The organism is Stenotrophomonas sp. 10N36 (assembly GCF_056395005.1).
Genome location: NZ_JBFTIS010000008.1, coordinates 72,679 through 99,572 on the forward strand (window position 1 = coordinate 72,679; position 26,894 = coordinate 99,572).

The window sequence follows — 26,894 nt, forward strand, 5'->3', positions numbered from 1 at the left end:
GGGCACTGCCGGGCTCTGCCCGGCAACCTCATGAACCCGGACACGACCCGGCGCTGCCGGGCTGCCCGGCAACCGCATGAACCCAAACACGACCGGGTAGGCAACGACCGTTGGTCGTTGCCCGCCACACCAGACGCATCCCGTGGGCGCACCCACGGGATCCACCGCGGTGGGATGGGCGGTTGCCAGGCTATCGAGCCAGGCAGCCGCCCATTTTTTACCCGTGCGTCAGGTGCCGCCCGTAGGCCGGCACGGTACCCGTGGCATCAGGCAACGGTCAGCGTCACGTCGATGTTGCCGCGGGTCGCGTTGGAGTACGGGCACACGATGTGCGCCTTCTGCACCAGTTCTTCCACCTGCTCGCGCGGCAGGCCCGGCACGCTGATCTCCAGCGCCACTTCGATGCCGAAGCCGGTCGGGATCTGGCCGATGCCCACCTTGCCGGTGATCGCCGTCTCGGCCGGCAGCGCAACCTTGGCCTGGCCGGCCACGAACTTCAGCGCGCCCAGGAAGCAGGCCGAGTAGCCGGCGGCGAACAGCTGTTCCGGGTTGGTGCCCGGGCCGCCCGCGCCGCCCAGCTCGCGCGGGGTCGACAGCTGCACGTCCAGCACGTTGTCGGACGAGGTGGCGTGGCCTTCACGGCCGCCGGTAGCGGTGGCGGTGGCGGTGTACAGAACCTTTTCGATGGACATGGGAATCTCCTGTGGCGTGGAATGGGGTGGGCCAGATGGCAGGTGTACTTTGACCGGTCCGGGGGTACGTTGGGTTACATTTCGTCTGTCAAACTTGACCAGGAGTCCAGAATGGTCGATCGCCTCCAGTCCCTGCTGAGCCGTTTTGCGGTCAGCGCCGAAGTCTTCCACGCCGGTCCGCTGTGCGGCATCAACGACCTGTCCGCCGATGGCGAACGCGGCCAGCTGCACCTCATCCGCGAGGGCCAGGTGCGCGTGGAGCACGCCGACGGCAGCGTGCTGCAGATCGACCAGCCCAGCGTGCTGCTGTATCCGCGCCCGCTGGCGCATCGCTTTGTCACCGATCCCCAGCGCGGCGCTGACTTCGCCTGCGCCCACCTGCAGTTCGAAGGCGCCGGCAACAACCCGGTCGCCGCCGCGCTCCCGCCGGTCATCTGCCTGCCGTTGGACCAGCTTTACGGTGGCCAGCCCATCCTGTCGGTGTTGTTTGAAGAAGCCTTCGCCCAGCGCTGCGGCCGCCAGGCGCTGCTCGACCGTCTGTTTGAAGTGGTGTTGATCCAGATCCTGCGCGCGCTGATGGAAAGCGGCCAGTTGCGCGTGGGGCTGCTGGCCGGCATGGCCCATCCGCGCCTGCGCCACGCGCTGGTGGCCATGCACGAGGCACCGGCCGACGAATGGACGCTCGAATCGCTGGCCCAGCGTGCCGGCATGTCACGCAGCGCGTTCGCCGACAGCTTCCGCGACACCATCGGCAGCACGCCCGGCCACTACCTGCAGGGCTGGCGCACGCGGCTGGTGCAGCAGGCCTTGCGCAAGGGGCAGCCGCTCAAGCGCATCGCCATCGATGTGGGGTATGGCAGCGAAGCGGCGCTGTCGCGCGCCTTCAAGGCGCAGACCGGGCAGTCGCCGCGGGAGTGGAAGCAGGCCGCGGTGACTGCCCGCATTGCATGAGTAACATGACGGTGCAGCCATCCAATCGACAAGGCAGGGACGCGATGTACAGCCTACGCGCGCAGATCATCCTCAGCGTCAACCGTGCCCTGCTGGGCGAGGTGTTCCCCGCGCTTGTCGGCGTGGCTTGCCAGCCCGACGGTATTACGGCGTTCGAACTGGTGTTCTTCGTCGATACGCCGTCGGTCGAGGACTGGCGCGAGGATATCTCGTGCATCGAGACCGAAGTCATCGCCGACTTTCCTGCCGACATGGTGATCACCCACCGGATCGTGGCATCGGCACAGGCGGCGGTATCCGGCGACGGCTTCCTGATCTTCCTGCGTAAACGGCAACCCTGACGGCGGGCGCTGCTCGCCCTAGATCGCCCACTCCCGATCCGTGGTGAACATGATCGTCAGCCACCGATCGGTGGACTCCTCGCCCAGCGCCTCGCCGATCTCATCGCGCAGGCGGTCCCATTCCAGCAGCGCACGCGGCGGGTCGTCGGCGCGCACCACGAAGAACAACTCGATCTGCTCGCCACGCCCCACCTTGGCCACGTAGCTGCGGTATTCCAGGAAACCGTGCCGGGCCACGATGTCGCGCGCCACGGCATCCACGTGCGCCTGCAGGTCCACCGGGGTGATCAGCAGGATGTCCGACAGCGCCTGGCGCACTGTGCCCAGCGGCGCCACCATCACGAACAGGCACACCACCAGCAGGATGGCCGGATCGATGTAGGGCACCAGCCACGCCCAGCGCGTGCCGCCCAGCAGCCAGCCGCCGATGAAGGCGACCAGGTAGGCCGCCGACATGCTGGCCGACACCACCCAGTTCTTGCCGTCCAGCGCGATGAACTCCGAGCCGATGCTGCGGTTGACGCGCCGGATGAACACCGCCAGCCCGATCTCGGCAATGATCGACAGCACAGCGAACAGGATCGCCGGCCCCAGCGCGATCTCGCGCCCGCCCGACATCAACGCGTCCACCGCATTGACCGCCGCATACAGCGCCGCGCCGATCATCAGCGTGCCGCTGACCCCCAGCACGATCGGTTCCAGGTGCCAGAAACCCATGGTGAAGCGCTGGTTCAAGCGCGACTGCAGGGTATCCACGTTGGTCGACATACTGATCAGCCGCACCACCAGCAGCGACAGCCAGGTCATCACCACGTCGATCAACCCGTAGATGCCGTCGAAGATGATCAGCGAGGAGTTGGCCAGGAAGCCAAACACCACGGCGGCGGCCGCCATGGCCAGCGATGCGGCGATGGACAGGCGCAGCACGCCTTGCTCGGTGGTGGGGTCGAACGCGCGGGGGCGGGGCGGGGTCATCGGGCATCGGGCAGTGCAGGAGCGTGCATTCTCCCCCGAGGCGCCCGTCGCGCGGGTACCGGCGAGGCGGGATTCGGTTCCGGCCCACGGGCCTGCCCTCGGGCAGCGTTCATTCCAAGCAGGTAAACTATTGATTGCGCTGGCAATGCCAGCAGTATCCGACGCTCCGCCCGATGACCCTGCCCGCCACCGACGCCGCCGCGCGTTACGCCGCCTCCCTGCGCCTGTCCGTCGCCCCGATGATGGACTGGACGGACCGCCATTGCCGGTACTTCCACCGGATGCTGGCCCCAGGTGCGCGGCTGTACACCGAGATGGTGCACGCCAATGCGGTGATCCACGGCGACCGCGAGCGCCTGCTCGGGTATGACGGCAGCGAACATCCGCTGGCCCTGCAGCTGGGGGGCAGCGACCCGGCCCTGCTCGCGCTGGCCGCGCGCATCGCCCAGGACTGGGGCTATGACGAGGTCAACCTCAACTGCGGCTGCCCCTCCGACCGGGTCCAGGCCGGGCGCTTCGGTGCCTGCCTGATGCGCGAGCCGACCCTGGTGGCTGAGTGCGTGGCGGCCATGGTCGCGGCGGTGGACATCCCGGTCACGGTGAAGTGCCGGCTGGGCGTGGATGAAGACAACGACTATGAAACCTTCCGTAACTTCGTCGATCAGTCTGCCAACGCGGGCAGTGCGATGTTCATCGTGCACGCCCGCAATGCGTGGTTGAAGGGGCTGTCGCCCAAGGAAAACCGCGAAGTGCCGCCGCTGCGCTACGACTGGGCCCACCGGCTCAAGGCCGACCGCCCGGCGCTGCAGATCGTGCTCAACGGGGGCCTGGCCACCGTGGAGGCGGCGCAGGCGCAGCTGCCGGCGCTGGACGGGGTGATGCTGGGCCGCGCGGCCTACCACGACCCCTACGTGCTGCATCAGCTGGAGGCCGCCCAGACCGGCGCACCCGTGCAGCCGCGCGAAGCACTGCTGCGGGCCATGCGCCCGTACATCGAGGCGCAGCTGGGCCGCGGTCTGGCCCTGAAGCACATCACCCGCCACCTGCTCGGCCTGTTCCACGGCCAGCCCGGGGGCCGCGCGTTCCGCCAGGTGCTCAGCGAGGGCGCGCACCGCGCGGGCGCCGATTGGGCGCTGATCGAGCATGCGCTGGCGGTGACCCGCGCCCAAGCCGAACGCGTCGCCGCGTGAGGCGCGTCACCTTGTCGGCTTGACAAGGCACCCACTTTAGCCGCCAATTTTCACTTAGATGAACGGCGCCGAGGTGCGACCGGAAAAGTTCAGACCGGATTCACTGCGTAAAACCAAGAATTCGCTAAAGATTCGTAAAGCGCCGGCCCAGGCCGGCGGCTCCGATTCACAACTTTTGAACGTTTCGCTGTGCTCCGCTAGGATCAAACCGATGCTCTCCGTGACCCGCCAACGCCGTCTTGCCGTCCTCGCCCTGCTGGCGACGGGCGCCGCTGCCTCCATCGGCAGTGTGTCGGCGCAGGAACCGACCCCGGATCCCGCCCGCGGTGAGGCCATGGTGCGGGCTGCACGCGGCGCAGCGCCGGAACGTTCGCTGTCCGATGCGGTCCGCCGCGTCCAGCGCACCACCGGCGGCCACATCCTGGGGGCCGAACGGGTGCCCTACGACGGCCGCGACATCAACCGGGTCAAATACATGGACGATCGTGGTCGGGTCCGCTACATGGACGACCCCGCGCCGGCGCGTTCACAGCCCCGCGCACCGCGATCGGATATGTCTTCACTACGCGGCGATAACCCCTGAACAGGGATAGTTGTCGTAATCAACTGTATTTCACTGGCCCCCGGCCATACCCAGGACACTAGGGAGAGTTCATGCGTATCCTTCTGGTCGAAGACGAAGCCCCGCTGCGGGAAACCCTGGCCGCCCGGCTCAAGCGCGAAGGTTTTGCCGTCGACGCTGCGCAGGACGGTGAGGAAGGTCTGTACATGGGCCGCGAAGTGCCGTTCGACGTCGGCATCATCGATCTGGGCCTGCCCAAGATGTCGGGCATGGAACTGATCAAGGCGCTGCGCGATGAGGGCAAGAAATTCCCCGTGCTGATCCTTACCGCACGTTCGAGCTGGCAGGACAAGGTCGAAGGGCTCAAGCAGGGCGCCGACGATTACCTGGTCAAGCCGTTCCATGTCGAGGAACTGCTGGCCCGCGTCAACGCGCTGCTGCGCCGTGCCGCTGGCTGGAGCAAGCCCACGCTGGAATGCGGGCCGGTTGCGCTGGATCTTGCCGCGCAGACGGTCAGCGTCAGCGGCAGCAACGTGGACCTCACCAGCTACGAGTACAAGGTGCTGGAATACCTGATGATGCATGCCGGTGAACTGGTCTCCAAGGCCGACCTCACCGAACACATCTACCAGCAGGATTTCGACCGCGACTCCAACGTGCTGGAAGTGTTCATCGGCCGCCTGCGCAAGAAGCTCGATGCCGACGGCGAACTCAAGCCGATCGAAACCGTGCGTGGCCGGGGCTACCGCTTCGCCATTCCGCGCAACGAGGGCTGAGCCGCTAGTCGGGCGAAGGGATGATGTCAGGCCGTCTGTGGTTCTTTAAACGCTGGCGGCCGCGCTCATTGCAGGCGCGCCAGCTGCTGGCCGCCTCGGTCGGCCTGGTCGCGTTTCTGGCCATCGCTGGCTACGCGCTGGATGCGGCATTTGCCGATACCGCGCGTGCCAACCTGCGCGAGCGGCTGAAGAACTATGCCACCGCCTATGCGGCCGGCATCGACTTCACCCGCGACCGCTCGCTGTACATCCGCGAACAGCCGCCGGATCCACGTTTCGACGTGCCCGGCAGCGGTCTGTACCTGCAGGTAGTGATGCCCGGCGGCAAGGGCAACTCGATGTCCGCCGAAGGCCCGATGCTGCCCACCGTGGGCGGTGGCCTGCTGGCCCCGCGCCAGGAGGTGTTCGAGGGCCCGCTGCCGATGATCCAGATCGATGGCAGCCAGGGCTCGGTGTACCGCTACGGGCTGGGCCTGGTGTGGGATGCCGACGCCGACCCGGCTACTGAATTCCCGTACACCATCTACGTGATGGAAGACTCGCGCGCGCTTGGCGCGCAGCTGCGCGTGTTCCGCGGCCGCGTCTGGTTCTGGATGGGCGGCGCCGGTCTGATCCTGCTGATGCTGCAGACGGTGATTCTGCAGTGGAGCCTGCGCCCGATGCGGCGCGTGATCACCGAGTTGACCAAGGTGCAGCGCGGCGAGACCGAGCGCATGAGCGAGCGCCATCCGCGTGAGCTGGAACCGCTGACCGACAGTATCAACGCCTTCATTGAAAGTGAGCGCGAGAATCTCGAGCGCCAGCGCAACACCCTGGCCGATCTTGCGCACAGCCTGAAAACGCCCTTGGCCGTGCTGCGTACGCAGCTCGATAGCGGCGCGCAGGACCAGGACCTGCGCCAGGAGTTCGACGTGCAGCTGCGGCGCATGAACAACCTGGTGTCCTACCAGCTGGCGCGCGCGGCCTCGTCGGGGCACAAGTTGTTCTCGGCACCGCTGCCGATCGAGTCCAACGCCGAGGAAATCGTGCGCGGGCTGGAGAAGGTGTACGCCGGCAAGGGCGTGCTGTGCGAATTCGATATCGACGAAGGCGCGCGCTTCCACGGTGAGCCGGGCGACCTGCAGGAACTGCTCGGCAACCTGCTGGAAAACGCCTTCAAGTGGGCCAAGCGCCGCGTGCTGCTTACCGCCAAGCCGTTGCCGGCCCCGGGCGCACGCCGCGCCGGGCTGGTGCTGTCGGTGGACGACGATGGCCCGGGCATCGCCCCGGAAGACATCGCCAAGGTGCTGCAGCGGGGCGTCCGCGGCGACGAGCGCGTGCAGGGCCATGGCATCGGCCTGTCGATCGTGCAGGACCTGATCAAGGATTACCGCGGCGAACTGCAGGTCAAGCGCTCGCCGGAGCTGGGCGGCGCGCGGTTCGAAGTGAAGCTGCCGCCGGGACCGTGATCGCGGCGCGGTTGCGAGCGATTACCGCGGGGGCCGGCAATGCATCGACCAACGGTCGATGCCTACCGGACGTGGCCAACGCGCCAAGCACGGGGCCGGTACGAAAATCCCCCAACATCCCACGGTAGGTACCGACCGTTGGTCGGTACGAAAAACGATCAGCGCACCGCGGTAGGTACCGACCGTTGGTCGGTACCCGGCAATCCCGGCGAAGCCCCATAAAACCGACGCAGATGCGCGGCCACGCCCGGCATCTCCTGCGCCAACATCTCAGGCGCAGAGAAGTGGTACTCGGTCGCCACCGCGAAGAACTCTTCGGGCGCTTCCGCCGCATACGGGTCGATCAGCGTCTCCCGGCCACGGTCCACCCGGGCGCAGAACGTGTCATACGCCGCCTGGAAATCCTTCGCCCATTCCCGCTGCCACTCGCGCGGCAGCGGTGGGGTGCCGTCGATCGCCCCATCCAGCGCATCGATCTTGTGCGCCATCTCATGCACAGCCACGCAGTAGCCGGCATGCGGATCGGCGATGTCGGCCTGGATATCGGCCCAGGACAGAATCAGCGGACCGCTGTCCCACGATTCGCCAATCAGCTCGTCGTCCCACTGGTGCAGCACGCCGGCCGCGTCCACGTGGCTGCGCTGTACGCGGAACGCGTCCGGATACACGATCAGTTGCGACCAGCCGCGCAGGCCTACCTCGCCCAGTTCCAGCAGCGGCAGGCAGCACAGCGCGGCCAGCAGGACCGCATCGCTGTCATCCAGAACCAGGCCACCCACCGGGCTGATGGTTTTTTCATGCAGGAAGCGCGCAGCCAGGCCGGCCAGTCGGTCGCGGCGTGGTGCGTCCAGTCCCTGTAGCCACGGCCCACGCTGGCAGCTTTGCTGCCACAGAACCGGATCAATCGCGCGCGGCGTGCGCCGCAGCCAACCCCACATACGTTCGATCAGCGGAACATGCCCGGCAGGAAGCTGTGCCATTTCGGCGCGCGCAGGCGCGGCAGGACGTCGTCGTCGCCACCACCGCCACTGCTGGTGCCGCTGGCCGCGCTCGGCTTCACGGCCGGTGCGCGTGCGGCCGGGGCCGCCGCCGGTGCGGTGCGCTCGCTCTCGGCCGGCGAATACACACAGCCGCCCCGCCCCGTGCTGGTCAGCGCATCGGAAGCATGCGCGGCCAAGGGGGCCATCAGCAGGATCAGGCAATGGGCGAACGGGCGCATCGTCGACATCCGGAAGGGCGGGTCAGTCTTCGATTCTAGCCCGATTCAGGGCCGTGATTGGAACCCCGCCCGGCAGGCAAGCGGCGGGGCTTTCCCGCATACTTTTGCCGATCACCTGATGGAAGCTGCCGTGGACGACCGCCAACTGCTGGCCAAACTGGGCGCCGGGCGCCTGTCCGGCGACGCCCTGGCCCATGAGCTGGGCGTGACCCGGGCCGCGATTTGGAAGCGGATTCAAGGACTTAGAGCCGCCGGCGTCGAAGTGGACGGGCGCGCAGGCGAAGGCTACGGCCTGACCCGACCGATGGACCTGCTGGACGCCGATGCCATCCGCGCCCGCTTGCCGAAGGACGCCCAGGCACTGGTGCGCGACCTGCAGGTGGCGTGGACCGTGGACTCCACCAACGCCGAATTGCTGCGGTGCAGCGCGCCTGAACAGGGCGTTCGCGTCTTGCTGGCCGAACGCCAGACCGGTGGCCGGGGCCGACGCGGCCGCACCTGGGCCTCGCCCTTGGCTGCGCATGTGTACCTGTCGGTGCTGCGGCTGTTCTCCGGCGGGCTGGTGCGCCTGAGCGGCCTGAGCCTGGTGGCCGGCATCGCGGTGGCCGAAGCGCTGCACGACCTGGGCTATGTGCAGGCGCGGCTGAAGTGGCCCAATGACCTGATGGTCGACGGGCGCAAGCTGGTGGGGTTGCTCGCCGAGGGCGGCGGCGAATATGCCGGGCCCGCACGGGCGGTGATCGGGATTGGCATCAACGTGCACATGCCGGCCGCCTTCGCCGAACAGATCACCCAGCCCTGGATCGACCTGGACACGCTGGCCGGCGCGCCGGTGGACCGCAACGCGGTGGTCGCGGCGGTGCTGGCGCGGCTGTTGCCCGCGCTGGAGACCTTTGATGCCGAGGGCCTGGCGCCGTTCCTGCCGCGCTATGCCGAACTGGATCTGCTGCGTGGCCAGACCGTGCGCGTCGAGCAGGGCGGGCAATGGCGCGAAGGTACCGCGCTGGGGTTGGCCGACGATGGCGCGCTGCGCGTGCGTATCGACGGCGTGGAGCAGCACGTGCATGCCGGCGAAGTCAGCGTGAGGGCGCAATGAGCGACTGGTTGTTCGACCTCGGCAATTCGCGGTTCAAATTCGCGCCGCTGCAGGGCGTGCGCGCCGGCGACGTGCAGGCCTGGCCGCACGGTGCCGAGACCATGCCCGCCGAGCAGCTACAGGCATTGCCCAGTGGCGATGTCGCCTATGTGGCCAGCGTCGCCGCGCCGACCCTCACCCGCAGCATGCTGGCGATTCTGCAGGGCCGCTTCCGCGAGGTGCGGGTGGCCCGCACCCAGGCGCGCTGTGCGGGTGTGCAGGTGGCCTATGCCGACCCGGACAAGTTCGGCGTGGACCGCTTCCTGGCGCTGCTGGCCGCCGCCGAGCGCGGTGAAGCGGTGGTGGTGGCCGGGGTGGGCACCGCGTTGACCATCGACCTGCTGGATGCCGATGGCCTGCACCACGGCGGCCGCATCGCGGCATCGCCAACGACCATGCGCGAAGCGCTGCATGCGCGCGCGGTGCAGCTGCCGTCCACCGGCGGTGACTACAGCGAGTTCGCCAATGACACGGCCGACGCGCTTGCCTCCGGTTGCGACGGTGCCGCGGTGGCCCTGATTGAACGCAGCCGCGCGCAGGCGGCCCGGCTGCTGGGACACCTGCCGGCGCTGCTGGTGCATGGCGGCGGCGCGCCCGCGCTGATGCCGCTGCTGGAGGATGCGCATTACCAGCCCGCGCTGGTGCTCGACGGCCTGGCGCGCTGGGCCGTGCATCAGCCGGCAGGCACACGGTAGGATCGCCGCATGCTGACCCGTGCCTTGATCGTCGTGCTGGCCATCCTCAACCTGGGGGTGGCGTTGTGGTGGATGCTGCGGGGCGAACCGGCGCCCGCGCCGCCGCCACCGACCACCGGGGTGGCCCAGCTGCAGCTGCTGCCTGCCACTGCGAGTGCGCCCACAGGCGCCAGCATTGCCAGCACGCCCGCCGCGGCACTGGATGACGTGACGCCGGCACCCTTGCCGCCGCCGGCCGCTGCGCCGGCACAGGTACCGACCCAGACACCGACTGCTGAATCACCCGCCGCCGCCGCGGTGGCGCCTGCGCCCGTCGCCGCACCGCCTGCGCCCGCACCGGCCGTAGCCCAAGCTCCTGCGCCCGTGCCTGCCGCGCCTGCGCAGTGCGTGAGCCTGGGTCCGTTCACCGACCGCGCCGCGGCCCAGGCCGCGCAGGCCAAGGCCGGCGGCACGCTGCGTGGCGCGCGTCTGCGCGAGGTAGCCGATGCCGGGGCCACCCGCTACCGGGTGGTCCTGCCCGCGGCCGCCAGCCGCGAGGACGCCCAGGCCACGGTCAAGCGCATCGTCGCCGCCGGGCTGAGCGACTACTACATCATCGCCAACGGTGAAGAGACCAACGCCATTGCCTTGGGCCAGTACCGCAACCGCGAGGGCGCCGAACGCCGCATGGCCGCGCTGAGTGCGGCCGGCTTCAACGCCCGGCTGATCGCCAGCGGTGGCGATGGCAGCGCGCAATGGTGGCTGGACGCGACCCTGGCGCCCCCGGCCGATGCCAGCGTCGCCCGCCAGCGCAGCGGTGCGGCCCAGCAACGCTCGCTCGACTGCGCGCGGGTGCGTTAGAATCGCCGCGCGCCATGCCGCTTTAGCTCAGTTGGTAGAGCAACTGTCTTGTAAACAGTAGGTCATCCGTTCGATTCGGATAAGCGGCACCACATTGGAGCCAACGAAACGCCTTGAAAATAGGTGTTTCAACGAAAAAGGCCAGCGCTCTGCGCTGGTCTTTTTGCATCCACCGGGAAAATCAACGCGATTCTTCTGGATTCACGGCCGCGTGGACCATGACATGGAATGGCTGCGATCAACGCGTGGATGGGCCAATTCGCGATTCGCATCGCTCCGTGTGGCGCGGTGCCAGACCGTACCGTATCCGCGAATCCCCTACGTTAGCCGCGACAGCGGCCGAGCCATCGCCTGAACGACGGTCGCCCGGCCAGCGCCGGTGGTTGTGTGAGGCGCGCGTAGGTGCGCCGTCCGGGCTGGAAATGGTGTAGCCGGTAGGCTACGATTCATTGACCATCTGTAGCCTGAGGGCTACACTTCGACGTGTGGAAATCAAGCGCACCTCGCAGTTCGCATCCTGGATCGATGGCCTGAAGGACGTGGTCGGCCGCGCTCGTATCCTGGCTCGGATCCGCCGGCTGGGCGACGGCAACCCGGGTGACCACCGGAACCTGTCCGACGGCATCTCCGAACTTCGCGTCGATGTGGGTCCGGGTTATCGGGTGTATTACACCCAGCGTGGCAAGCAGTGGGTGATTCTGCTGGTTGGGGGCGACAAAGGCTCCCAGCAGCGGGACATCGAGAAGGCGAAGGAATTGGCCCGCAGCCTTTAAGGGGTGGCCAGTGGTCCAGCCACTCAACACCCCGATCTTGACGATCACAGCGCCTGGCGTCGGCTGGGACATGGAGAAAGAACATGAGTACCAAGAAGAAAGCCGCACTGGCCACCTTCGATGTCGCCGAGCATCTTCGTACCCCCGAGGAAATGGCCGCGTATCTGGACGCCTGCATCGCCGAAAGCGATGGCGATTCTGCATTCATCGCCAAGGCGCTCGGCGACATTGCCCGTGCGCAGGGAATGAGCAAGGTTGCCCGCGACGCCGGCGTGTCCCGTGAGAGCTTGTATCGCGCGCTGTCCGGCGAACGTAGCCCCGACTTCGCCACCATCCTCAAGGTGACGCGCGCGCTCGGCGTGCAACTGCACGCCAGCGCAGCGTGAGGTACGCATCGGCGTGTTGATCGCCGACCACGCCGCAGCAGCGTGCCGGCGATGGCCAGGCGCGTACGCGCGGCCTAGTTCGTCTCCGCAAACCGATACGACAACAACGACTTTACCAAGAACGTCACCTGGGTGGCCGAGCGCGCGTCCACGCGCATCACCGGCAGGCGGAAGCCGGCATCCAGCAGCGCCTGGCGCACGTCGGGCACCAGCAGCTCGGGGTGCTCATCGGTACGGGTGATGCCCACCGCCAGGCTCGCCTGCGGCGCGATCCGCGAGAACTCCTGCAGCAGTTCCACCGTGGAGGCGATCGGGTCCGGATGGCGCGCGCTGACCAGCACGATCACGCCCAGCGCGCCTTCGCAGACCATCGGCCACATGAAATCCAGGTAGCGCTGCCCGGGCACGCCGTAGACGTGCAGCAGTTCGCCGTCGTCCAGCTCGATCGAGCTGTAGTCCAGCGCGACGGTGGTTTCAACCTTGTCGCCGTACGCGTCTTCGCTGAGCGGCATTTCGGTGCTGACCGGTTCGACATCCGAGATCGCACGCACCGCGGTGGTCTTGCCGGCGCCCATGCCGCCGACGAACACCAGCTTGTTGGCCGGCTGGCTCATGACGCGGCCCCCTGGAACAGGGTGAGGCCGAAACGCCGCGCCACCCACGAGAAGAAGCGCGAATCGTTGTTTTCAGCGCGGGGCGGCGAAGGGGGCACGGGGGCGTCCTGGGTCAAGGCGAGGCCGCTGGCGAGCGCGGCGGAGAACAGCGACTGTACGGTGTCCTGCGGCATGCGGCAGGCGCTGGCCAGCGCGGTGGCACGCCACGGACGCGCGTGCAGGCGGGCAATCGCCAACAGCCAGTTGCCGGGTACGTCATCGGCACTCAGGTCGGGCCATTGGCGCAGCTGCAGCGACGCCTGCGCGGCGGGGGCGGGCATCAACTCCGGACGATGCCGTGCGATGCAGAAGAACAGCGCTTCGAACGAATGGCGTTGCGGCAGACGGTAGGCGTACTGGTGCTGGAACGTCTCCGCGTCGATCGCAGTCAGTGACCAGGTCGCGTCGTCCAGCTGCGCGGCCACCTCGGCCAGCGCCGTGGCGGCGGGCAGCGCGATGCTGCGCGTGGCCGGATCGACCAGCAGCGTCATGCCGCCACGCTGCAGCAGGTGCAGACCCGTCGGTTGCGCATCGTGCTGGGCCAGCTGCATCAGCAGCGGCGTGCCCTGCACGACATCGGCGGTTTCCGGCGCGCGCAGCAGCAGCGTGGACAGCTGTTCGTTGATGTCGCGCACGGTGGCGCCGTGCGGAAGCTCGCCGTGCGCGATGGCACTGAAGCGCCGTGCGATCAGCAGCGTCGGCACGCCCAGTGCACGGGCATCGGCCAGCGCGGCGGTACTTGCCGCATGGTCCAGGCTGAGGACCAGCAGGTCCACGCGTTGTCCGGACCATGCGGCCAGGGTCACGTCCATGCGCTCGGCGAGCAGCAGGGAACTGGYCAGCTTGAGCCGGGTCTGGTGCAGCAGGTCCAGGCCGAGCGCGGCGATCTGGAAGGAACGAATGGGGGTATTCATGGGGGTGTCCGTGCGGCCGATGGCGGCGTGCACGCGGCACGCGTCGGCGCGAACGTCCCGCGCGGCCTGCGCCGCACGGGACATGCATCAATCAGCTGAAATCCAGGGTCTTCTCGAAGGCCTTCAGCTCATGCCGCGACATCGCCAGGTTGGCCTTGGTGCGGTCCATGATCACGTACAGGAACAGCACCGGGTTGCTCTCCAGCGGGCGGATCAGGTGGTACTGCGTGCCCAGGCTGATCAGGATGTCTTCGATGCTGTCGGCCAGGCCCAGCTGTTCGGCCACGCGACGCTTGGTGCGGACCACGTCGGTGTTGCCGGCGGCAGCCAGCTCCAGGTTGATGCTGCCGCCACCAAGAGTGGCCAGGGCCATGCCGCTGTCACTGTCGACCAGGGCGGCGCCGACGAAACCAGCGACCGAATTGAGCTTTTCCAGATTGAGGTTGGACACGAAAATCCTTGTGAGTCAGGCAAAGGGAAGACAGGCCGACGGCCTGCCTGAAGGCACTGCAGGAAAGCGGAAGGCGATCAGGCCGCGCGCGGGCGCAGCACGGCGTCAAGACGGGTGGCGCATTCGCGCGCATGGAACAGCAGCACGGCCATGTTCAGGTCGTGGCTGCCCACCGCGGTCAGGGTCAGCGGTTTGTCGCCCTGGATGCGGATCAGCACCACGTTGCCCTGGCGGGTGCAGATGGTGGCGTAGTCGGCTTCGCTCAGCGCCAGTTCGCGCGACACGGTCTCGCCCAGGGTCAGGAACGAATTGGCCATGGCGGCCAGCCGGCGGCCATCCACGCCCAGCGCAGAGCTCTCGGCGACGGCACGGCCATCGGCGGTGGAGAGCATCAGCAGGGTGAGGCTGGATTCGCGTTCGCGCGCCTGTCGGAAGGTCGCTTCGATGCCGTCGATGTCATACAGCTGGCGGGCCGGTTGGCTCTCGCCGCTGGCATTGCGGACGATCTGATGGATGGTACTGCGCTGCACGTACTGCCCCCTGGCACACAACAAAAAACGACCAACCCGCGAGGGATTAGTCAATCAGTACTGCGACGAAGTGTGAAATGTAGCACGGAAATTTTGCCTTCACGGCAAACGCAAGATGAATCACAGGATCGCTTTCGGCGGTGTCAAAGCGCTGACGGACATGGACGTCAGCGCTGTGTCCGGATGCGACGCACAGGGGCATGCAGCGTCGCGGATGGTCGCTTCGGCAAGCCTGCTGCACCGCCGCGAGTGACCCTGCACCCGTCTGGCTAGACTGTGACTCTTTTTTCGCATTTGCAGGAGGCATCCCATGGCCACGTATTCCCCGGTTTCCCTGATCGGCGTTCCCACCGACATCGGCGCGGGCCATCGCGGCGCCGGTCTGGGCCCGGATGCACTGCGCATCGCCGGCCTGGGCGACGCGCTGGCCGCGCGTGGCGTGGATGTGCGCGACCTGGGCAACCTGGATGGCCCGCGCAACCCGTGGACCGCGCCGGTGGAGGGCTATCGCCACCTGGACGAGGTGGTGGCGTGGAACCGCGCGCTGATGGACGCCACCTACGCCGAACTGCAGGCCGGCCGCATGCCGATCATGCTGGGCGGCGACCATTGCCTGGGCATCGGTTCGATCACCGCCGTGGCGCGCTGGTGCCGCGAGCAGGGCAAGACCCTGCGCGTGCTGTGGCTGGATGCGCATTCGGATTTCAACACCAGCGAGGTCACTCCGTCGGGCAACGTGCACGGCATGCCGGTGGCCTGCCTGTGTGGGCTGGGCCCGGACGCGCTGACCCGGTTGGGCGGCGATGCCCCGGCGATCCGCCCGCAACAGGTGCACCAGATCGGCATCCGCTCGGTGGACCAGGAAGAAAAGCGGCTGATCAAGCAGCACCAGGTGGACGTGTATGACATGCGTTACATCGACGAAGCCGGCATGAAGCGCACCATGGAAGCGGCGCTGCACGGTATCGACGAGAACACCCACCTGCATGTCAGTTTCGACGTGGACTTCCTGGACCCCAGCATCGCCCCGGGCGTGGGCACCACGGTGCCGGGCGGGGTGAACTACCGCGAGGCGCAGTTGGTGATGGAGATGATCGCCGACACCGGCCGCATGGGGTCACTGGATATCGTGGAACTCAATCCGCTGCTGGACAACCGCAACAGCACCGCCGTGCTGGCCGTGGACCTGGTGGAAAGCCTGTTCGGAAAATCCACCTTGATGCGTGACTGAAGGCCCGCCGGTCGGGGCTTTCCTGCGGTTTGCTGAACGCTGCCGCGGTGCGTTCACATTCGCTGCACGCGTCTCCCGCCAGATTGCACTTCACGCGGCGGCGGTGCTGGAAACAGCCACGACGTCACCGCGATCGGGAAGAGGATCTGCCATTGCCGCCGTGCGGTGGCGGGTTCATCTGACAGGTGGGACCGGATTGCCGGTGTCGACGTAGATTAAACAGGAGAACCCCATGAAGCGTGTTATTGCACTGATGCTGTTGTCGATGTTCTCGGTGGCCATGCTGTCCGGCTGCAACACCGTTGCTGGTGCTGGCAAGGACGTGCAGAAGGCAGGCGAGACGGTCGAAGACGCTGCCAAGGGCAACTGATTCAACCGATCATGCGTCAACAGGAAAGGCCGGGATCTCCCGGCCTTTTTTGTATGCGCGCGATTCAATGCGCGCGCTCGCCGCGGCACGCCCGCGCGTGCATCGGCCATTCAACCACGTGAGCATGCGTTTCATCCGCGCTTGACCGCCACCGAACGTCATCCATCGCATTCTGTACGTGCGGCGAAGGTGCCGTTGCAATCAAGGAAGCGAACCCATGAACAAAGACATCATTTCCGGCAAGTGGACGCAGCTCAAGGGCAAGGCGCAGGCCAAGTGGGGCGACCTCACCGATGACGATTTCAAGGTAGCCGAAGGCAACGCCGAATACCTGGCCGGTCGCCTGCAGGAACGCTATGGCTGGGCCCGCGACCGCGCCGAAACCGAGGTCCGCGACTTCGAAACCGCCATGCGCAAGGATTACCCAGATTACAAGTGACGCCGGCACGCAAGCGCCAGCGCCAGCGCCAGCTTCACCGGGTGTATGAAACGAAACGGGCCGCATTGCGCGGCCCGTTTCGTTTGTGCGTGCGCTGCCCTCAGCGGCGGCCACCGTCGCCCGGCGGGTCGGGCACGTACTGCGACGGGAACGCGCGCGGACCGTCCTGACGCGGCGTCGGTACCGGCAGGATGCCGCGCGCGCGCAGGTTGCTGGCACTGTCATAGCGCAGCTCGGTCTGCTGCACCGGGTAGTCGGTGGAACGCTCGAAGGTGGTGTCGCGGACCTGCGAGGTTTCGCGCGCGCCATGCCCGGTGCCCAGCCGCTGGGCCGGTGCAGCCGGTGCAGGCGCAGCCGAACCGCGCGCGCTGCTGTCAGCCATGGCTTCGGCCTGCGCGCCGGCGTCCTGCGTGGACAAACGGCGGCGCCCCGGCACGGGCTTGAGCGCGGGCGTGGTCAGCACGGCGCCGGCTTCGCGGAACACCGCGATGCCGATCACCCCGATGTTGTCCGGCCGGCCGGTGCGCCCGGCGTAGCTCTTGCCGGGCGAGGTGAACACGAACTGCGCCACCTCGTCCTGCGACTTGCGCCAGCCGCTGATGTCGGCGGTCTGCCAGGGGTTGAGCACGTAGCCGGTCTGGCCGGGCGCGGCCACCTCGCCGCTGATGGCGTTCAGACCATCCACCGACACCACCACCAGCACCCGCTCGGCGCTGTGGTTGCGCAGCCGCACACTGTAGCGGTGGCCCTTTTCCCCGGCGATCCAGCGCTGGCTGCCGTCGCGGTACTGCGGCAGCGTGGTGCCCGCATCGCGGTCCAGCACGGTCAGGTAGACCGGGCCCGGATCCAGGCGCGGGGGCAGCGGGGCCGGGCGGAAGCCGCACAGGGCCAGCACGGCAAGCAGGGGCAGCAACAGGCGTTTCATGGCACGGCTCCACGTTGGGGTGATGGATTGAACGGCCTACCGCTGCCAACGGGGTTGGGCGCGGGCAGGTAAACTGGTCTGGTTCACCTGTCCGTAATGATCCCCCTTATGACCACCCGCGTTCTTACCGGCATCACCCCCTCCGGCACCCCCCACCTGGGCAACTATGTGGGCGCCATCCGCCCGGCCATCGCGGCCAGCCAGGCGTCGGAGATCGAGAGCTTCTTCTTCCTGGCCGACCTGCACAGCCTGATCAAGGCGCAGGAGCCCGAGCGCACCCAGCGTTCGACCCTGGAGATCGCGGCCAGCTGGCTGGCCTGCGGGCTGGATCCGGACAAGGTGTGGTTCTACCGGCAGAGCGACATTCCCGAAACCACCGAGCTGATGTGGTTCCTCACCGCGATCGCCAGCAAGGGCATCCTCAACCGCGCGCATGCCTACAAGGCAGCCGTGGACAAGAACCGCGAGGAGCAGCTGGACGAGGACGCTGGGATCAGCGCCGGGCTGTTCATGTACCCGGTGCTGATGGCCGCCGACATCCTGATCTTCAAGGCCAACCGCGTGCCGGTGGGCCGCGACCAGATCCAGCACATCGAGATGGCGCGCGACTTCGCCCAGCGCTTCAACCACGTGTACGGCAAGGCGTACTTCCCGCTGCCGGAGGTGGTGATCGACGAACAGGTGGCCACCCTGGCCGGCCTGGATGGGCGCAAGATGAGCAAGAGCTACCACAACACCATTCCGCTGTTCGCCCCGCGCGCGGAGCTGAAGAAGCTGGTGTTCTCCATCCTCACCGATTCGCGCGCACCGGGCGAGCCGAAGAGCACCGACGGCTCGGCGCTGTTCCAGATGTACCAGGCCTTCGCCAGCGCCGAACAGACCGCCGCGTTTGCCCAGGCCTTCGCCGACGGCATCAGCTGGGGCGATGCCAAGCAGCAGCTGTTCGAGCGCATCGACGCCGAGCTCACCCCGCTGCGCGAGCGCTACGAGGCGCTGATGGCCGAGCCGGAAAAGATCGAGGCGCTGCTGCGCCGCCGTGGCCAGCAGCTGCGCGAGCAGTACGCCGTGCCGCTGCTGAAGGAACTTCGTCATGCGGTGGGCCTGCGTGACCTGTCCAGCGCCGGCGACATCGCCGGTGACGATGCCACCGAAGCGCGTGCGGCACCGCCGCTGTTCAAGCAGTACCGTGAGCAGGACGGCCGCTTCTACTTCAAGCTGCTGGCCGGTGACGGCAGCCTGCTGATCCAGAGCGAAGGCTTCGATTCGCCGCGCGATGCCGGCCAGTTGATCGGCGTGCTCAAGCAGACCGAACACGGCGATGGCCTGCAGAGCGAGCTGTTCAAGCTGGACGCCGAAGTGGACGTGGTGCTGGCCGCATTGCAGGAACTGCGCGGGTTGGCATGATTGACGCCGGTACCGACCAACGGTCGGTACCTACCGGGACTGCGCGGGTTGGCTTGATCGACGCGGGGACCGACCGAGGGGGCGGTCGCATGGCGATGACGGTCATCGCCCGCACCGCCCCACCAACCCCAACCGGTAGGCATCGACCGTTGGTCGATGCGCCCCACGTGGCATGATGCGGGCATCCTGAAGGGGAGACTGCGATGGCCTGGTTGTCGTTGTTGTTGTTCCTGCCCTGGTTCGTGCTGCTGGGCGCGCTGTACTGGCTGTTCCCGCGGCAACCGCGTGATGCGGCGCGGCGCGCGTTCGATGCCATCGCGCTGCTGCTGGCCTTCGTGCTGAGCATCGCGGCGATGCTGTGGGGCCACCATATCGGCGTGGTGCAATCCGATGCCGGGCCGATCTGGCGCCAGGTGTTGGCGGTGCTGTATGCCTATGGCGCGTTCCTGGCGGTGCTGGTCGGCGCGATCCTGCTGCGCACAACGTGGCTGGCCCAGCGTGCGACCAAAGCCGCATCGAAGCGGGCCGGTGGATCGTCCTAAGATGGGGGCGTAACCCGCCCGGGATGATCCGATGTCGTTCGACCCCAGCATCCACACCATCGATACCGGCTTCATGCAACGCGGCAGTTTCGACGCGGCCTACCTGGTCGTGGAGAACGGTCGCGGTGCGTTCATCGACTGCGGCACCGGCCTGGCCGTGCCGGCGATGCTGGCCGCGCTTCAACGCGCCGGGCTGGCCGTGGACGCGGTGGACTGGCTGATCCTCACCCACGTGCACCTGGACCACGCCGGCGGTACCGGGCTGCTGATGCAGCAGCTGCCGCACGCCCGGCTGGTGGTGCATCCGCGCGGTGCGCCGCACATGGTCGATCCAACCCGGCTGATCGCCGGGGCGACCGAGGTGTATGGGCAGACGCAGATCGAGCACAGCTACGGCCCGATCCTGCCGGTCAGCCCCGACCGCGTGGTCATCGCCGACGACGGCCATCGCGTGGACCTGGCCGGGCGCAGCCTGCTCTGCATCGACACCCCCGGGCATGCGCGCCACCACCTGTGCGTGTGGGACGAGCGCAGCCGCGCATGGTTCACCGGCGACACCTTCGGGCTGTCCTACCGCGAACTGGACAGCGACCGCGGCGCGTTCATCGTGCCCACCTCCTCGCCGGTGCAGTTCGATCCGGAACCGCTGAAGCAGTCGATCGCGCGCCTGCTGGCGGTCGCGCCCCAAGCGATGTTCCTCACCCACTACGGCCGCGTCGAGGACGTGGCCAGACTGGGCGCCGATCTGGTCGAGCAGATCGATGCCATGGTCCACATCGGGCACCAGTGCGATGCGCGCCCCGACCGCCACCGCTGCCTGGTGGCGGCGCTGACCGCGCTGTACCTGGAGCGCGCGCAGGCGCACGGGTGCCGGCTTGACGACGCGGCGGTGACGCAGGTACTGGCGATGGACATCGAGCTCAATGCGCAGGGCCTGGCCTGCTGGCTGGACCGCGACCGGCGGTAGGCCATGGCCCTTGGTCGTGATGCTCCCGGCATCGCCGCCCCGGCATCCGCTGCACGGTCATGCAGGTGTCACGTTACACTCGCAGGCCCTTGCTTTCCGTGCTGGTGCCTGCCGTGAATCCGATGCGCATGTTGCTGCTGTCGTCCTGCCTGTTCGTGGGTGGCTTGGCCCACGCGGCCAATGACCTGCCCGGCGGCGGCATCGACCCGCAGGCACTGTCGCGGCACGTGCGTATCCTGGCCTCGGACGACTTCGAAGGCCGCGCCCCGGCCACGCCGGGCGAAGAGCGCACCGTTCAGTACCTGATCGAAGAATTCAAGAAGTACGGCCTGCAGCCCGGCGGCGTGGACGGCAGCTGGGTGCAGCCGGTGCCGATGGTGCGCGCCCAGGTTGACGGGCCGGTGCGTGCGCAGCTGCGCCAGAAGGGCAGCACCCGCACCCTGGCCAATGGCGAGGACGTGACCCTGCAGAGCCTGCGCCCGCAACAGGCGGTGGCGATCAAGGACGCGCCGCTGGTGTTCGTCGGCTACGGCATCGACGCCCCCGAGCGGCAGTGGAACGACTACAAGGACGTGGACCTGCACGGCAAGATCGCCGTGGTGCTGATCAACGATGCCGACTTCGAGGCCGACCAGCCGGGCGCGTTCGATGGCAAGGCGGTGACCTACTACGGCCGCTGGACCTACAAGTTTGAAGAGGCTGCCCGCCGCGGCGCGCAGGGCGTGCTGATCGTGCATGAAACCGCACCGGCCGCGTATGGCTGGGCCACGGTGAAGAGCTCGGGTACCTCGCCGCTGTTCGATATCGAGCGCACCCCCGAGCAGGCGCTGGCCCAGCACGTGCCGGTGCGCGGCTGGATGCAGCGCAGCCTGGCCGAGCAGCTGTTCCGCGACGCCGGCCTGGATTTCGAAGCCGAAAAGCGCAAGGCCATGACCCCGGCGTTCAAGCCGGTGGCACTGGGCGATGCGCGCCTGTCGGTGGACTTCAAGCTCAAGCGCGAGCAGGTCATCACCCGCAACGTGGTGGCCAAGCTGCCCGGCGGCGCGCATGCCGATGAAGCGGTGATCTTCTCCGCGCATTGGGACGCGTTCGGCATCGGCCAGCCCGATGCCAAGGGCGACCGCATCCGCCGCGGCGCGATCGACAACGCCACCGGCGTGGCGACCGTGCTGGAGCTGGGCCGGGTGTTCGCCGCCGGCCCGCAACCGCAGCGCACGCTGTACTTCGTGGCGCTCACCGCCGAAGAAAAGGGCCTGCTGGGCGCCAGTTACTACGCCGCGCACCCGCTGGCGCCGTTGGACAAGACCGCCGCGGTGCTCAACATCGAGATGTTCAGCCCCGATGGCCCGACCCGCGACATCGCGTCCTGGGGCAAGGGCCGGGTGTCGCTGGAAGGCGACCTGGAGCGCGTGGCCAAGGCCCGCGGCCGCAGCTATTCGCCGGACCCGAACCTGGAAGCCGGCTTCTTCTACCGTGCCGACCACTTCGCCTTCGCCCGCCTGGGCGTGCCGGCGATCACCATCGGTCCGGGGTTGGACATGACCGACGGCGGCGTGGAGAAGGGCCGTGAACTGCGCGATGCCTACTTCGCCGCGTGCTACCACCAGGCCTGCGACGCGTGGACCCCCACCTGGGATGCCAGCGGCCATGCCGCCGATACCCTGCTGGTGTACGACCTCGGCGCCGAGCTGGCCAACAGCCGCCGCTGGCCGCACTGGGAAGAAGGGTCGGAGTTCCGCAAGGTACGCGAGCAGAGCGAAGCCTCGCGCCGCTGAGGCGCCTCAGCGGCGGCGCGCGCCACGCCGAGGCCCGCGGCGCGGCAGCGGGTTCGGGGGCGGCAGGGGGCGCCCCAATCGCAGCAGGGCCCACCCGAAGCCGACCATCCCCAGCGCGAAGGCCGCCTCGATGCACTGTTGCACGGTGAAGGCCACCGGCGACAGTTCGTACCAGAGCCAGCGCGGCGGCCCGCGCACGTTGGACAAGGTCACTCCGCGATAGACCGCCACCGCGATCTTGAGCAACATCCCGGCACTCAGCGCGGCCGCCGCAACGAAGGCGTAACCGCCCGCGCGCCCGCGATACCGCCAGCGCCACTGCCGGAACAGGGTGACCACGCACAGCAGGGCCGCGCCCAGGAGCACCCCGGTCAACGCATGGTGTACCGGTCTCAGCCACGGCCGCAGGGGCCGGTCGCGCTGCTCCAGGCGTTCGCAGGCCAGCGTATGCGCCTGCTGCTGCAGCGCGGTAGGCGCGCGGGCCACGCTGCTCGGGTAGCGGTCGGGCACCGGCTGTCCGGCGCGGCATTCGCGGGCACCGCCCACGGCGGGGATCAACAGCCCAAGCCCGATCAACATCCACAGGATCCATCCCCGCACCGCCACGTCCCTCTGCTGCGTCATCCAGTGCCCTGCGCCGCATCATCGGCGCAGGGTCACGGAGAAGGGTACGCGATCGGCCGGCCGTGATTGAAGCGCGGGCCGCGCGTGCGGCCCGCCACGGTCCACCGCTTACGGCTGGGTGCGGGTGCCGTCCAGCCAGTTGGGGCCCTTGTTCTTCAGGAAGAACACGTACACCACCAGCGATACCGCGATGATCGCGGTGACATACCAGGCGAACTGGCCCACCCGGTCGGTGGTCTTGGCCGCCTGGTAGAGCAGCGGCGCGGTGCCGCCGAACAGCGAATTGGCCATGGCATAGCCGAAGCCCACGCCCAGTGCACGCACGTGGGTGGGGAACAGTTCGGCCTTCACCACCGCGTTGATCGAGGTGTAGCCGGTCAGGATCACAAAGCCGATGGCCAGGAGCACGAAGGCCATCAGCGGATCCTGCTGCTGGGGCAGTGCCGTGATCAGGTAGTGGCTGTACAGCACGCCGCCCACGCCGAAGAACACCAACAGGCTCTTGCGGCCGACGATGTCGGACAACCAGCCGCCAATGGGCTGCAGCACCATCAGGAAGGTCAGCACGCCCAGGTTGATCAGCGTCCCGGTCATCACGTCGGTGCCGGCGAACGCGCTCTGGATCATCTTCGGCCCGTTCACCGAGTAGGTGTAGAAGGCCACGGTGCCACCGGCGGTGATCAGGAAGCACAGCAGCAGCGGCCGCCACTGGTGCACGAACAGTTCGTACATCGAGCCGGACGCCTTGGCCCGCCCTTCCTTGGCCGCTTCGATGGACGACACCTCCAGCGATTCGTCCATGCTGCGGCGCAGCCAGAACACCACGATGGCGGCGATGCCACCGATGCCGAAGGCGATGCGCCAGCCCCATTCGGAGATCTGCGGCTTGTCCCAGAAGGTGAGCATGCCCAGCAGGGTCAGCTGCGCCAACACGTGGCCGCCCACCAGGGTGACGTAGTGGAACGAGGACAGGAAGCCGCGCCGGCCGGGAATGGCGGCCTCGGACATGTAGGTGGCGCTGGTGCCGTATTCACCGCCGGTGGCGAAGCCCTGCAGCAGGCGTGCGAACAGCAGGATCACCGCCGCCCAGATGCCGATCTGCGAGGCGGTGGGGGTGATGGCGATGAGGAACGAACAGCCGGCCATCACCGTGACCGAGACCGTCAGCGCCAGGCGCCGGCCGTAGCGGTCGGCGAAACGACCGAAGTACCAGGCCCCGATCGGGCGCATCAGGAAGGTGGCGGCGAAGATCGCCCAGACGTACATGGTGGAGTTCTTGTCGGCGGCCGAGAAGAACTGCGATTCGAAATACACGGCGAACACGGAGTAGACGTAGACGTCATACCACTCGACGAGGTTGCCGGCGGAGCCTTTGAGGGTGTTGGAGATCGAGCGCCGCAGCGCGGCCCGCTCGGGGTGTGCCACGGCGGCGGGGGAGGGAGTGGTGCTCATGCAGGGAGGGTGTCCTGGCTGGGAAACGGTGGTGCTTCACCCTTGTTACCCTACCGCACGTCAACGACAGGTGCCCGACACCGGCGCTTCGGCGGGTCAAAGCAGACACAGCTTGCCGTTTTCCTTCGTGAACCCGGGGGCGCAGTGGCCTAGAATCCGGGTTCCCCCGGATGGTGGTGTGCCATGTCTTTGCCCGAACCCTCAGCGGCTGCTCCCCGGAGCGGCCTTGTCGTACTGGCCCTGTTGCTGGTGTATGTGGTCTGGGGGTCCACCTACCTGGGTATCCGGCTGGCGCTGGAGGGCGGCGCCCTGCCGCTGACGATGGTATCCGGTGCCCGGTTCATCATCGCCGGCTCGCTAATGTACGCGGTGCTGCGCTGGCGCGGGATGGCCGCGCCCACCGGCCGCCAGTGGCGCAACCTGGCCATCATGGGCCTGACCATGCTGGTGCTGGGCAACGGCATGGTGGTGCTGGCCGAGCGCACGGTGTCGTCGGGCCTGGCCGCCACGGCGGTGGCGTCGGTACCGTTGTGGATGGCGCTGTTCGGGGCGATGCGCGGCACCCACGCCAGCCGTGGCGAGTGGCTGGGCATTGCGATCGGCTTCCTGGGTGTGGTGTGGCTCAACGCCGGCAGCAGCCTGACGACGTCGCCGCAGGGATTGATCCTGCTGCTGATCGCGCCGATCGGCTGGGCCTTCGGTTCGGTCTGGGCGCGCGGGCTGGACCTGCCCAACCCGTTCATGACCGCGGCCGGGCAGATGCTGTGCGGCGGGATGATGCTGGTGGCGCTGGGCCTGGTCACGGGCGAGCGGCCGACGGCGTGGCCGAGCATGGACGGGCTGCTGGCGGTGGCCTACCTGTGTGTGTTCGGCTCGATCGTGGCCTTCACGGCCTATGTGTGGCTGCTGCACAACGTGCGCCCGGCGCTGGCGGCCAGCTACGCCTACGTGAACCCGGTGATCGCGGTGATGCTGGGCGCGCTGATCGGCCACGAGCGTTTCGGTCTGCATGACATCGCGGCGATGGTGGTGATTCTGGTGGGCGTGCTGGTGCTGACGCTGGCCCGGACGCGCGCGAAATGAGCGCGTTGCCGCAGCACAGCCTGCAGGAGCAACGGCGCGGTCTGGCGATCACGGCCTTTACGTTCACGCTGTGGGGGTTGGTGCCGGTGTACTGGCACCTGCTGCAGGCGGTGCCGTCGCAGCAGATCATCGCGCACCGGATCATCTGGAGCACGGTGCTGGTGGTGGCCTGGCTGTTGCTGAGCGCGGGGACGGGCTGGTGGAAGCAGATTGCGGCGCAGAAGCGGGCGCTGCCGACGCTGGCGCTGAGCAGCGTGGCGATTGCGTTCAACTGGGGGCTGTACATCTGGGCGATCAATGCGGGCCATGTGATCGAGACGAGCCTGGGGTATTTCATCAATCCGCTGGTGAGTGTGGTGCTGGGGGTGGTGGTGCTGAAGGAGCGGCTGCGGGGGTTGCAGTGGCTGGCGGTGGGGTGTGCGGCGTTGGGGGTGGCGTGGCTCACCTACGATGCGGGCACGCCGCCGTGGATTGCGTTGGGGCTGGCCTGTTCGTTCGGGCTGTACGGGTTGTTGCGGAAGCTGATTTCGGTGGACCCGGTGGCGGGGTTGGGGGTGGAGAGTCTGTATCTGTTCCTGCCGGCGATCGGGTTTGCGTTATGGAGCGAGAACGGGCACGGCGGGGGCTTTTTCAGCGGGTGGGGCTGGAAGAACGATGCGCTGCTGATTCTGGGTGGCGCGGTGACGGCGCTGCCGTTGATCGGGTTTGCCTACGGGGTGAAGCGGATTCCGCTGTCGCTGGTGGGGATCCTGCAGTACATCGCGCCGAGCCTGGGGTTGTTGCTGGGGGTGTTCTTCTTCCGCGAGCCGTTCGATACGGCCAAGGCGATTGGCTTTGCGGCGATCTGGACCGGGCTGTTGTTGTTCATCGGCGACAGTGTGTGGCGGTCGCGGCGGGGTTAAGGGTTTTTTTAGAAGCTTTGAAGAGCCCAAAGCGCAGAGCGCAGAGCGCAAAGCGCAAAGCCTTGGTTGGCGCGCGTGACGGGCTGGGCGGGGCTGGGTGGGCTCGCGGGACACGCCGCAAGTACATCCTTGTAGGCTCGTGAGCGCCATCCATGGCGCCCAACGGTCCCGCAATCCCACCCAGCCCCACCCCCGACAGTGGATCGGTAGCCATGGGCAAGCAAAGCAAGCGGCACAAGCAGGCCAGGCACAGGCAATTGATACGAGGTAGGGTCGGTTCCCAAACGACTGCCGATATCGTTGGCCAGCGCGGCGAACGCATGTTGCCCGCCGAAGAAGGCCCTGGCCACTCACAACAATCTCAAGCAAGAGCGCACATGGAAACAACGGGCTGTTGCTTCGGATGTTTCTGTGAGAACCGCAATGTGTCTTGGGCTGGTGGGAGTGGGGTGGCGGGACCGTTGGGCGCCATGGATGGCGCCCACGAGCCTCCAGGGATGGATTTACGGCGTGTCCCGCCACCCCACTCCCACCAGCCCAGCCAGACAAAAGCGCGTGCCCGCACTGCTTTTGATCTATCGCTTCCAACTGAAGAAAACAAAAAAAGGCGGCGCCCGAGGGCGCCGCCTTACTTCCATTCAACGGCTTG

31 protein-coding genes, 1 tRNA gene and 1 pseudogene are annotated in these 26,894 nt (G+C 67.6%); 22 read left to right on the forward strand and 11 right to left on the reverse strand.

The window, feature by feature from the left end; genetic code table 11:
- Window positions 1-266: 266 nt before the first annotated feature.
- Window positions 267-692 carry an organic hydroperoxide resistance protein gene (locus AC1DCJ_RS10005; protein WP_128096132.1) on the reverse strand — a complete coding sequence of 142 codons (426 nt, stop codon included), beginning with the start codon at window positions 690-692 and terminating at the stop codon, window positions 267-269.
- A gap of 111 nt (window positions 693-803) precedes the next feature.
- On the opposite strand from AC1DCJ_RS10005, the gene AC1DCJ_RS10010 reads away from it, so the two are divergent.
- Window positions 804-1,643 carry a cupin domain-containing protein gene (locus AC1DCJ_RS10010; RefSeq protein WP_478070851.1) on the forward strand — a complete coding sequence of 280 codons (840 nt, stop codon included), beginning with the start codon at window positions 804-806 and terminating at the stop codon, window positions 1,641-1,643.
- Between the two features lie 5 nt (window positions 1,644-1,648).
- Entirely contained in the window at window positions 1,649-1,984 is a 336-nt protein-coding gene (locus tag AC1DCJ_RS10015; RefSeq protein WP_478070852.1) for a MafI2 family immunity protein, read from the forward strand.
- An 18-nt stretch (window positions 1,985-2,002) separates the two neighbouring features.
- Here AC1DCJ_RS10015 and AC1DCJ_RS10020 read toward each other — a convergent pair whose 3' ends face one another.
- Window positions 2,003-2,959, reverse strand: a complete 957-nt coding sequence (locus AC1DCJ_RS10020) for a cation diffusion facilitator family transporter (RefSeq protein ID WP_137191871.1) — start codon at window positions 2,957-2,959, stop codon at window positions 2,003-2,005.
- Between the two features lie 173 nt (window positions 2,960-3,132).
- Here AC1DCJ_RS10020 and dusA point away from each other — a divergent pair, with 173 nt between their 5' ends.
- The 5 genes and pseudogenes from dusA to AC1DCJ_RS10045 all read left to right on the forward strand — a co-directional run bounded on the left by dusA (window position 3,133) and on the right by AC1DCJ_RS10045 (window position 6,935).
- A complete protein-coding gene (gene dusA, locus AC1DCJ_RS10025) occupies window positions 3,133-4,149 on the forward strand; it encodes a tRNA dihydrouridine(20/20a) synthase DusA (RefSeq protein ID WP_478070853.1) in 1,017 nt (338 codons plus the stop codon).
- 211 nt (window positions 4,150-4,360) lie between these two features.
- A complete protein-coding gene (locus tag AC1DCJ_RS10030; RefSeq protein ID WP_038691089.1) occupies window positions 4,361-4,732 on the forward strand; it encodes a hypothetical protein in 372 nt (123 codons plus the stop codon).
- Between the two features lie 71 nt (window positions 4,733-4,803).
- A pseudogene (locus AC1DCJ_RS10035) lies at window positions 4,804-5,082 on the forward strand (response regulator); the annotation flags it as partial.
- A 162-nt stretch (window positions 5,083-5,244) separates the two neighbouring features.
- On the forward strand, window positions 5,245-5,487 hold the full coding sequence (locus AC1DCJ_RS10040; RefSeq protein ID WP_392732909.1) for a winged helix-turn-helix domain-containing protein: 243 nt from the start codon (window positions 5,245-5,247) through the stop codon (window positions 5,485-5,487).
- A 23-nt stretch (window positions 5,488-5,510) separates the two neighbouring features.
- Window positions 5,511-6,935, forward strand: a complete 1,425-nt coding sequence (locus tag AC1DCJ_RS10045) for an ATP-binding protein (protein WP_038692635.1) — start codon at window positions 5,511-5,513, stop codon at window positions 6,933-6,935.
- 158 nt (window positions 6,936-7,093) lie between these two features.
- Here AC1DCJ_RS10045 and AC1DCJ_RS10050 read toward each other — a convergent pair whose 3' ends face one another.
- The gene (locus AC1DCJ_RS10050) at window positions 7,094-7,915 is read right to left on the reverse strand and encodes a M90 family metallopeptidase (protein ID WP_478070854.1); all 822 of its coding nucleotides are present in this window, start codon (window positions 7,913-7,915) and stop codon (window positions 7,094-7,096) included.
- Window positions 7,882-8,154, reverse strand: coding sequence for a hypothetical protein (locus AC1DCJ_RS10055; RefSeq protein WP_038692631.1), 273 nt, complete (start codon window positions 8,152-8,154; stop codon window positions 7,882-7,884). The genes AC1DCJ_RS10050 and AC1DCJ_RS10055 overlap by 34 nt, the downstream gene beginning before the upstream one ends.
- Before the next feature lie 130 nt (window positions 8,155-8,284).
- Between AC1DCJ_RS10055 and birA the strand changes: the two genes are divergently transcribed.
- The 6 genes from birA (at window position 8,285) to AC1DCJ_RS10085 (ending at window position 11,983) form a co-directional block, all read left to right on the forward strand.
- On the forward strand, window positions 8,285-9,250 hold the full coding sequence (gene birA / locus AC1DCJ_RS10060) for a bifunctional biotin--[acetyl-CoA-carboxylase] ligase/biotin operon repressor BirA (RefSeq protein ID WP_313426688.1): 966 nt from the start codon (window positions 8,285-8,287) through the stop codon (window positions 9,248-9,250).
- Window positions 9,247-9,984: a type III pantothenate kinase gene (locus tag AC1DCJ_RS10065; protein WP_478070855.1), complete on the forward strand. Its 738-nt coding sequence runs from the start codon at window positions 9,247-9,249 to the stop codon at window positions 9,982-9,984. The genes birA and AC1DCJ_RS10065 overlap by 4 nt, the downstream gene beginning before the upstream one ends.
- Window positions 9,985-9,993: 9 nt before the next feature.
- Window positions 9,994-10,824, forward strand: a complete 831-nt coding sequence (locus AC1DCJ_RS10070) for an SPOR domain-containing protein (protein WP_478070856.1) — start codon at window positions 9,994-9,996, stop codon at window positions 10,822-10,824.
- A 16-nt stretch (window positions 10,825-10,840) separates the two neighbouring features.
- Window positions 10,841-10,916, forward strand: a tRNA-Thr gene (locus AC1DCJ_RS10075).
- A 393-nt stretch (window positions 10,917-11,309) separates the two neighbouring features.
- The gene (locus AC1DCJ_RS10080) at window positions 11,310-11,597 is read left to right on the forward strand and encodes a type II toxin-antitoxin system RelE/ParE family toxin (RefSeq protein ID WP_314404682.1); all 288 of its coding nucleotides are present in this window, start codon (window positions 11,310-11,312) and stop codon (window positions 11,595-11,597) included.
- An 83-nt stretch (window positions 11,598-11,680) separates the two neighbouring features.
- Entirely contained in the window at window positions 11,681-11,983 is a 303-nt protein-coding gene (locus AC1DCJ_RS10085; protein ID WP_314404684.1) for an addiction module antidote protein, read from the forward strand.
- Window positions 11,984-12,057: 74 nt separating this feature from the next.
- Here the strand turns inward: AC1DCJ_RS10085 and AC1DCJ_RS10090 are convergent, their stop codons facing one another.
- The 4 genes from AC1DCJ_RS10090 to AC1DCJ_RS10105 form a co-directional block, all read right to left on the reverse strand.
- On the reverse strand, window positions 12,058-12,597 hold the full coding sequence (locus AC1DCJ_RS10090) for a GTP-binding protein (protein ID WP_314404686.1): 540 nt from the start codon (window positions 12,595-12,597) through the stop codon (window positions 12,058-12,060).
- Complete coding sequence (locus AC1DCJ_RS10095) at window positions 12,594-13,550, reverse strand: hypothetical protein (protein ID WP_478070857.1); 957 nt, start codon at window positions 13,548-13,550, stop codon at window positions 12,594-12,596. Before AC1DCJ_RS10095 ends, AC1DCJ_RS10090 begins: the two co-directional genes overlap by 4 nt.
- A gap of 91 nt (window positions 13,551-13,641) precedes the next feature.
- Complete coding sequence (locus tag AC1DCJ_RS10100) at window positions 13,642-14,001, reverse strand: roadblock/LC7 domain-containing protein (protein WP_313247158.1); 360 nt, start codon at window positions 13,999-14,001, stop codon at window positions 13,642-13,644.
- A gap of 77 nt (window positions 14,002-14,078) precedes the next feature.
- Window positions 14,079-14,531: a roadblock/LC7 domain-containing protein gene (locus AC1DCJ_RS10105; protein ID WP_313426693.1), complete on the reverse strand. Its 453-nt coding sequence runs from the start codon at window positions 14,529-14,531 to the stop codon at window positions 14,079-14,081.
- A gap of 310 nt (window positions 14,532-14,841) precedes the next feature.
- On the opposite strand from AC1DCJ_RS10105, the gene rocF reads away from it, so the two are divergent.
- The 3 genes from rocF to AC1DCJ_RS10120 all read left to right on the forward strand — a co-directional run bounded on the left by rocF (window position 14,842) and on the right by AC1DCJ_RS10120 (window position 16,571).
- On the forward strand, window positions 14,842-15,762 hold the full coding sequence (gene rocF / locus AC1DCJ_RS10110; protein WP_313426695.1) for an arginase: 921 nt from the start codon (window positions 14,842-14,844) through the stop codon (window positions 15,760-15,762).
- Window positions 15,763-15,994: 232 nt separating this feature from the next.
- The gene (locus tag AC1DCJ_RS10115; protein ID WP_137191860.1) at window positions 15,995-16,132 is read left to right on the forward strand and encodes an entericidin A/B family lipoprotein; all 138 of its coding nucleotides are present in this window, start codon (window positions 15,995-15,997) and stop codon (window positions 16,130-16,132) included.
- 217 nt (window positions 16,133-16,349) lie between these two features.
- Window positions 16,350-16,571, forward strand: coding sequence for a CsbD family protein (locus AC1DCJ_RS10120; protein WP_137191859.1), 222 nt, complete (start codon window positions 16,350-16,352; stop codon window positions 16,569-16,571).
- A gap of 100 nt (window positions 16,572-16,671) precedes the next feature.
- Here the strand turns inward: AC1DCJ_RS10120 and AC1DCJ_RS10125 are convergent, their stop codons facing one another.
- Window positions 16,672-17,496: a hypothetical protein gene (locus AC1DCJ_RS10125; protein WP_478070858.1), complete on the reverse strand. Its 825-nt coding sequence runs from the start codon at window positions 17,494-17,496 to the stop codon at window positions 16,672-16,674.
- A 108-nt stretch (window positions 17,497-17,604) separates the two neighbouring features.
- On the opposite strand from AC1DCJ_RS10125, the gene AC1DCJ_RS10130 reads away from it, so the two are divergent.
- The 4 genes from AC1DCJ_RS10130 to AC1DCJ_RS10145 all read left to right on the forward strand — a co-directional run bounded on the left by AC1DCJ_RS10130 (window position 17,605) and on the right by AC1DCJ_RS10145 (window position 22,184).
- Window positions 17,605-18,900, forward strand: coding sequence for a tryptophan--tRNA ligase (locus AC1DCJ_RS10130; protein WP_313247162.1), 1,296 nt, complete (start codon window positions 17,605-17,607; stop codon window positions 18,898-18,900).
- Window positions 18,901-19,103: 203 nt separating this feature from the next.
- Window positions 19,104-19,442, forward strand: coding sequence for a hypothetical protein (locus tag AC1DCJ_RS10135; RefSeq protein ID WP_137191856.1), 339 nt, complete (start codon window positions 19,104-19,106; stop codon window positions 19,440-19,442).
- A gap of 31 nt (window positions 19,443-19,473) precedes the next feature.
- Window positions 19,474-20,409, forward strand: coding sequence for an MBL fold metallo-hydrolase (locus AC1DCJ_RS10140; RefSeq protein ID WP_478070859.1), 936 nt, complete (start codon window positions 19,474-19,476; stop codon window positions 20,407-20,409).
- A 122-nt stretch (window positions 20,410-20,531) separates the two neighbouring features.
- Window positions 20,532-22,184 carry a M28 family metallopeptidase gene (locus AC1DCJ_RS10145; RefSeq protein WP_478070900.1) on the forward strand — a complete coding sequence of 551 codons (1,653 nt, stop codon included), beginning with the start codon at window positions 20,532-20,534 and terminating at the stop codon, window positions 22,182-22,184.
- 6 nt (window positions 22,185-22,190) lie between these two features.
- On the opposite strand, the gene AC1DCJ_RS10150 is transcribed toward AC1DCJ_RS10145, so the two are convergent.
- On the reverse strand, window positions 22,191-22,763 hold the full coding sequence (locus AC1DCJ_RS10150) for a hypothetical protein (RefSeq protein WP_478070860.1): 573 nt from the start codon (window positions 22,761-22,763) through the stop codon (window positions 22,191-22,193).
- Between the two features lie 153 nt (window positions 22,764-22,916).
- On the reverse strand, window positions 22,917-24,260 hold the full coding sequence (locus tag AC1DCJ_RS10155) for an MFS transporter (RefSeq protein WP_478070861.1): 1,344 nt from the start codon (window positions 24,258-24,260) through the stop codon (window positions 22,917-22,919).
- Between the two features lie 183 nt (window positions 24,261-24,443).
- Here AC1DCJ_RS10155 and yedA point away from each other — a divergent pair, with 183 nt between their 5' ends.
- Entirely contained in the window at window positions 24,444-25,343 is a 900-nt protein-coding gene (yedA, locus tag AC1DCJ_RS10160; RefSeq protein ID WP_478070862.1) for a drug/metabolite exporter YedA, read from the forward strand.
- A complete protein-coding gene (gene rarD / locus AC1DCJ_RS10165) occupies window positions 25,340-26,245 on the forward strand; it encodes an EamA family transporter RarD (protein ID WP_141058158.1) in 906 nt (301 codons plus the stop codon). Before yedA ends, rarD begins: the two co-directional genes overlap by 4 nt.
- The last annotated feature ends 649 nt before the right edge of the window (window positions 26,246-26,894 follow it).